The sequence below is a fragment of the Streptomyces sp. NPDC045778 genome (assembly GCF_056431945.1).
Genome location: NZ_JBWKJZ010000076.1, coordinates 1 through 5,702, shown reverse-complemented (window position 1 = coordinate 5,702; position 5,702 = coordinate 1). Strand labels below are relative to the sequence as shown.

The following is a 5,702-nucleotide window of genomic DNA, read 5'->3' as shown; positions in this document are numbered from 1 at the left end:
GTCCTGTGGCTGGAACGCGGCGAGCTGCGCATGGACGGCCCCACCGACGAGGTCATCAAGGAGTACGAGAAGTTCACCGGCAAGTAGCCGGAAGGGCGCCGACCCGCCCCCCGCCTCCGCCTCCGCCTCCGTGGAGGCATTCCCTCCGCATTCCCCCCATTCCCCCTTTGTGCCTTCAATGTCCAGATCATTACACTATGGGGGGGTTGAGCGACCCGAGGAGTGTGCGTGAGCGAGAACCGGCCGCGCCTGAGCGTCGTCGTCCACGGCCGCAACGTCCAGGGCCGCTTGCGCGAGAGCCTCCCCGCCCTCGCCCGCCAGGCCGGCGCCGACGTGGAGGTCGTCGTCGCCGCCGTCGGCACATCGGCGCAGGCGGCGGCCCGCCACCCCGGCCTCACCCTCGTCGCGCTGCCCGACGGCACTCCGGACGGCGCGGCCCGCGCGGCGGGCGCCGCCCGGGCCCGGGGCCACTGGCTGCACTTCGCGCACAGCAAGGACAGCGTGCCGGCGGACGCCGTCCGCGCCGTCGCGGAGCGGGTGGCCGCGCTGCCGGACACCGTGGACGTCCTGCTCGCCGACCACACCCGGTCGACGTGGCGCCACCAGCGGCTGCCGAGCCCCGACGGCCGGTACCTGGCGGAGCCGGGCCGCCGCGACGTCTCCCTCGCCGACTGCCCGGACCTGCTGAAGGTCACCCCGCTCGTCGGCAACCGCGTGCTGCGCCGGGACTTCTGGCTGGCACACCAGGACCTGCTGGCCACGGACGACGACCTGTTCACGGCGCACGCCGCGCTCCTGACCGCCGACCGGATCGCGGTGCTCGGCCAAGCAGCCCTCGAAGACCGCCAGTTGCGGCCCGAGAGCCTGCCGCCGCCCACGGCGGACGACCACTTCGCCCTCCTGGAGACGTACGAGAGCCTGCTGCGCCTGGCCGAGCGGAGGGCGGCGGGCCCGGGGCCGCTCGGCGTCCTGTACGCGGCGATGGTGACCGCCTGCCTGCGAACCCTCGCCCGGGCGCGGCTTCCGGAGCCGACCGCCCGGGAGTTCTTCCACCGCGCGGCCCGGGCGGCGGTCGCCTACCGCCCGCCCGGCCACCGGCGCCCCGGCGGCCTGGAGGGTGTGCGCCGCCGCCTGCTCGAAGAGGACGCGTACACGAAGTACCGCGCCTTCCACCTGGCCGACCAGCGGCGCCGCAAGCTGGGATCCGCGGCGGCGCGCGGCAGGCGCAGGGCGGCCAAGGCGGTCCGCGGCGTCCAGTACCAGCAGGACCTGAGGCGCCCCCTCGACCCCCGCCTCGCGGTGTTCTCGGCCTACTGGGACCGGGGCGTCGCCTGCAACCCGGCCGCGATCGCGGCGAAGCTCGCGGAGCTGGCACCCCACATCCACCCGGTGTGGGTGGTGTCGCGGGCGAGGGAGCCGCTCCTGCCGCCGGGCACGGACCACGTCGTGCCCGGCACCCGCCGCTACTGGCGCGTCATGGCCACGGCGACGTACCTGGTGAACAACGCCAACTTCCCCAACGCGATCGTCAAGCGGGAGGGCTCCGTGCACCTCCAGACCCACCATGGCACCCCGCTGAAGCGCATGGGCCTCGACCAGCTCGACCACCCGGCCGCCGCGCAGGGCCTGAACTTCCACGAGCTGCTCGCCCGCGTCGACCGCTGGGACTACAGCGTCAGCTCCAACACCCACTCCACGGAGATGTGGCAGCGCGCCTACCAGTCCCGCTACGTCGAGCTGGACCACGGCTACCCGCGCAACGACGTCTACTACACCGCGACGGCCGCCGACGTCCGCGCCGTCCGCGCCCGCCTCGGCATCGCCCCTGGCAAGCGCGCCCTGCTCTACGCGCCCACCCACCGCGACTACGAGGCGACCTGGACCCCGCGCCTGGACCTGGCAGCCCTCGCGGACCGCCTCGGCGAGGACACCGTCCTGCTCGTCCGGGGCCACTACTTCTACGGCGGCGGCACGGGCCCCTCCCCCGCCGCACCGCGCCGCACCGGCCGGGTCCTCGACGTGTCCGCGTACGACCCGGTGGAGGACCTCGCCCTGGCGGCGGACGCCCTGATCACGGACTACTCGTCCCTCATGTTCGACTACGCCAACCTGGACCGGCCGATCGTCATCCACGCCGACGACTGGGAGACGTACGCGACGACGCGCGGGGTCTACTTCGACCTCCTCGCCGAGCCCCCGGGCGCGGTGGCGCGCACCCAGGAGGAGCTGACGGAGATCCTCGCCACCGACGCCTGGCGGGACGCGGCGGCGCGGCGGGCGCGGGCCGGCTTCCGGCGTCGCTTCTGCGAGTTCGACGACGGCCGCGCGGCGGAGCGGGTGGTGCGCCGCGTCTTCCTCGGCGAACCGGAGTCGGCCCTGCCGCCCGTCGTACCGCTGGCCGAGCGCACCCCCGCCCCGACCCCCGAGGAGGCGGCCCGATGACCCCCGACGTGACGATCACAGTCATCGTGTACAACGACGCGGCCCGGCTGCCGCGCGCGGTCCGCTCCGCGCTCCGCCAGACCCACGGCGACGTCGAGGTCGTCATCAGCGACGACCACTCGACGGACGACACCCCGCGCGTGGCCCGCGAACTCGCCGCCGGGGACCCGCGCGTCAGATATCTGCGGCTGCCCGAGAACAGCGGCGGCTGCAGCGCGCCCCGCAACCGCGCGATCGACATCGCCCGCGCCCCGTACCTGATGTTCCTCGACAGCGACGACGAACTCCCCGAGCGCGCCGTGGAGTCGCTGCTCGCCGCGCACGCCGAGCGGGAGGCCGACTTCGTGATGGGCGCGGTCGAGCGCGTCCGCGTCGACACCGGCCGCACCTCCACATGGATGCCCCACCTGGTCGCACGGCGCCGCACGGTCGAGGGCATCGAGACCGAACCGGCCCTGCTCTTCGAGCACCTGTCGACGAGCAAGATGTACCGCAAGTCCTTCCTCGACCGAAGCGGCCTGCGCTTCCCCGAGGGCATCCACTACGAGGACCAGCTCTTCTCCGCCCAGGCCTACTGCCTGGCCAAGGCCTTCACCGTGATCCCCGACCCTGTCTACCGCTGGTACATAGAGCCGTACGGCGAGGCCGCCGCGGCCTCCATCTCCAACCAGCGGCACAAGCTGAGCAACGTGCGCGACCGCGTGCACGTCCAGGGCCTCATCGACGACTTCCTGCGCACCAGTGGGCACGCGAGCCTGCGCGAGGCCAAGGACTACAAGTTCCTCAAGCACGACTTCCGCATGTACGCGGGCGACCTGCCCTACCGCGACGACGCCTGGCTGCGCGGCTTCGCCGACCTCGTGAACCCGTATCTGGCGGGCCTGTCCCCCACGGCGTACGAGCGGCTCCCGCGCGCCGAGCGCGTGGTCCTGCGCCTGGTCCGGGACGGGCGCCTCGCCGAGGCCCGGGTGGCCGCCCGCGGCCTCGGCCACGGCGTGGCCCCACGCGAGGCGGTGGCGGACGCGGACGGCCGCCTCTACTGGGGCACGCGGATCCCGGAGACCCCCGAGGCCCGGAGCGACCTCGACCTCACCGACCTCGGCCTGGACACCCGGCCGTTCCCGAGCGCCCTGTTCCGCCACGAGCTGACCCGCGTCGAGCCGGGCCCCGGCGCGGCCCTGCGCCTGCGCGTGCGCACCTACGACCCGGGGCTCCGGCTCCCGCTCGGCCCGCGGGTGGCGTCCCTCGTGGTGGCCCCGGGCGGTCGGCGCCTGACGGTCCGCTTCCGCCTCGACCCCGTCCGCCCCGGCGTCTTCGCGGGCGAAGCCGTGCTCGACCTGGCCGAGGCCGCGCTGCCGCCGCAGGGCTTCGACGGCGTACGGCACCCCGTGGTCCAGCTCACCGACGGCCGGCTGCGCAACAGCGGGCTGCTGCTCGCGCCCCTGGACTTCCCCGCGGTCACGGCCCGCGTCGGCTACCGGCGCGGCACGGCTCCGCACCAGGTCACGGTGGAGCCGGAGGGGCGGGGCGCGGGCCGCCTCCAGGTGCGCTGGACGCCGGTGGGCGTGACGGCCCGCCTGGTGCGGCCCCTGGCGCTGCGGCTCAGGCGCTCCGCGTCTGGGCGCGGTGCTGGAACACCCACGTCCGGTACACCAGGAACCGGAAGGCCGAGGCCAGGAGGATGGACTGGGCCTTGGCGACGTTCGAACCGAGGGGGCCGTTCATCCCCGCCCCGTGGTACGCCGCGTAGAACAGGAGGGTCTCCATCGCCACGCCGATACCGCTGAAGGCGAAGAACAGCACGATCTGACGCCGGGTGCGCCGCGCCCGGTCCCGGTAGGCGAAGAAGCGGAAGCCCAGGTAGTTGGTGCCCATGGCGACGACGCTCGCGAGGACCGTCGCGGTCATGGGGGCCGAACCCAGGCCGTGCAGCAGAAGGTTGAAGACGAGGAAGTTGACCGCGACGCCACTGCCGCCGACCACACCGAACTTCACCAGCTCCACGCATAGGCGGCGCAGGCGCGGCGGGACCCGCCGCAGCGGCGTCGCGCGCCGCCCGGGCGCCGCGGCCGTCGCGTCCTGCGGCACGCCCGCGAGCCGGGCCGCCTCGTGGACCGTGCTCGTCATCCCAGCGGCCCCCGGCCGCCCTGTGCCGCCCGCGCGGCCCGGCCCACCAGGGCGTCACGCGCCCCGCGGCGCGTGTCGCGAAGGCGCAGCTTCCAGGGCATCGCGACCGACTCCAGCTGCACCATCAGGTTCATCTTCGACTCGCCGACGGCCCGGTCCTCGAAGTGGATGGGCACCTCCACGAGGCCGAAGCCGTGGCGCAGCGCGCGGTACTTCATCTCGACCTGGAAGCTGTAGCCCGCGCTGTCGACCGTGGCCAGGTCCACGGCGCGCACGGCGTCGGCGCGCCACAGGTTGAAGCCGCCGGTGATGTCCCGGACCCGGGTGCCGAGGATCGTGCCCGCGTACGCGTTGGCCCAGCGGGACAGCAGCTTGCGGTGGGCGCCCCACACGTCGGAGAGAGTGCCGCCTTGCACATAGCGGCTGCCGACGACGACCCCGGCGTCGGTGGCGAGGGCCACGCCGAGCAGCTCGGCGACCTTGTCGGCGGGGTGGCTGGCGTCGGCGTCCATCTGCAACACGTAGTGCGCGCCGTCGGCGACGGCCCGCGCCATGCCCGCCGCGTAGGCCCGGCCGAGGCCGTCCTTCCCGGTGCGGTGCAGGACGCGCACGCGGCGCCGCCCCTGGGTCTCCTCGACGCGCCGCGCCAGCTCCTCGGCGATCGCGCCGGTGCCGTCGGGGCTCGAATCGTCGACGACGAGCAGGCTCAGGCCGGGCAGCGGCAGGGCCATGAGGGCCTCGGCGACCCCGGGCAGGCTGCCCGCCTCGTTGTACGTCGGCATCACGACGGTGAGCGGTGTCGCCGCCCACTCCTCGGGCAGCGCCCGCGCGCCGGGCGTGAGCACCGCGCCCTCCGCCACGGCCGGCGGACGTGCTTCTGTCATCGGCTTACCCTCTGACCTTCCTGAAATAATCTCATCCACCGTACCCCAAATGCCCGTTTTGCCAGCGCAGGCTCGTGCGGCGTGTGCGGCGGGTGCGAGAGCCGCGCACGCGGGAAAGACAGGGGCGCCCCGCACCGATCGGTGCGGGGCGCCCCGGCGGCGTACGGAACACAAACGCGTACACCACCACACCCCCACCTTCCCCCCTTCCCCCAACAAATTCCCCAAATCCAAAGCGTCGCAGACCCC

General features: G+C 74.2%; 3 protein-coding genes and 2 pseudogenes. 3 read left to right on the top strand and 2 right to left on the bottom strand.

Annotated elements, in window-relative coordinates; translation table 11 throughout:
• The 3 genes and pseudogenes from AC07GB_RS39780 to AC07GB_RS39770 all read left to right on the top strand — a co-directional run.
• Positions 1–87: pseudogene (locus AC07GB_RS39780) on the top strand (ABC transporter ATP-binding protein); the annotation flags it as partial.
• A gap of 141 nt (positions 88–228) precedes the next feature.
• Positions 229–2,442 (top strand): CDP-glycerol glycerophosphotransferase family protein, encoded by a 2,214-nt coding sequence (locus AC07GB_RS39775; RefSeq protein ID WP_478854478.1) that lies wholly within the window; start codon positions 229–231, stop codon positions 2,440–2,442.
• A complete protein-coding gene (locus AC07GB_RS39770; RefSeq protein WP_478854476.1) occupies positions 2,439–4,229 on the top strand; it encodes a glycosyltransferase family 2 protein in 1,791 nt (596 codons plus the stop codon). The genes AC07GB_RS39775 and AC07GB_RS39770 overlap by 4 nt, the downstream gene beginning before the upstream one ends.
• On the opposite strand, the pseudogene AC07GB_RS39765 reads toward AC07GB_RS39770, so the two are convergent.
• Together AC07GB_RS39765 and AC07GB_RS39760 are read right to left on the bottom strand one after the other, a co-directional pair.
• Positions 4,135–4,569, bottom strand: a pseudogene (locus AC07GB_RS39765) (GtrA family protein); the annotation flags it as partial. The gene AC07GB_RS39770 and the pseudogene AC07GB_RS39765 overlap by 95 nt on opposite strands.
• Complete coding sequence (locus AC07GB_RS39760; RefSeq protein WP_478854474.1) at positions 4,566–5,453, bottom strand: polyprenol monophosphomannose synthase; 888 nt, start codon at positions 5,451–5,453, stop codon at positions 4,566–4,568. The gene AC07GB_RS39760 and the pseudogene AC07GB_RS39765, both read right to left, overlap by 4 nt.
• Positions 5,454–5,702: the final 249 nt, after the last annotated feature.

Bases quoted from the DNA above. Each gene is read 5' to 3' on its own strand.
- AC07GB_RS39770 (WP_478854476.1), top strand. From the start codon at position 2,439: ATGACCCCCGACGTGACGATCACAGTCATCGTGTACAACGACGCGGCC.
- AC07GB_RS39760 (WP_478854474.1), bottom strand. From the start codon at position 5,453: ATGACAGAAGCACGTCCGCCGGCCGTGGCGGAGGGCGCGGTGCTCACG.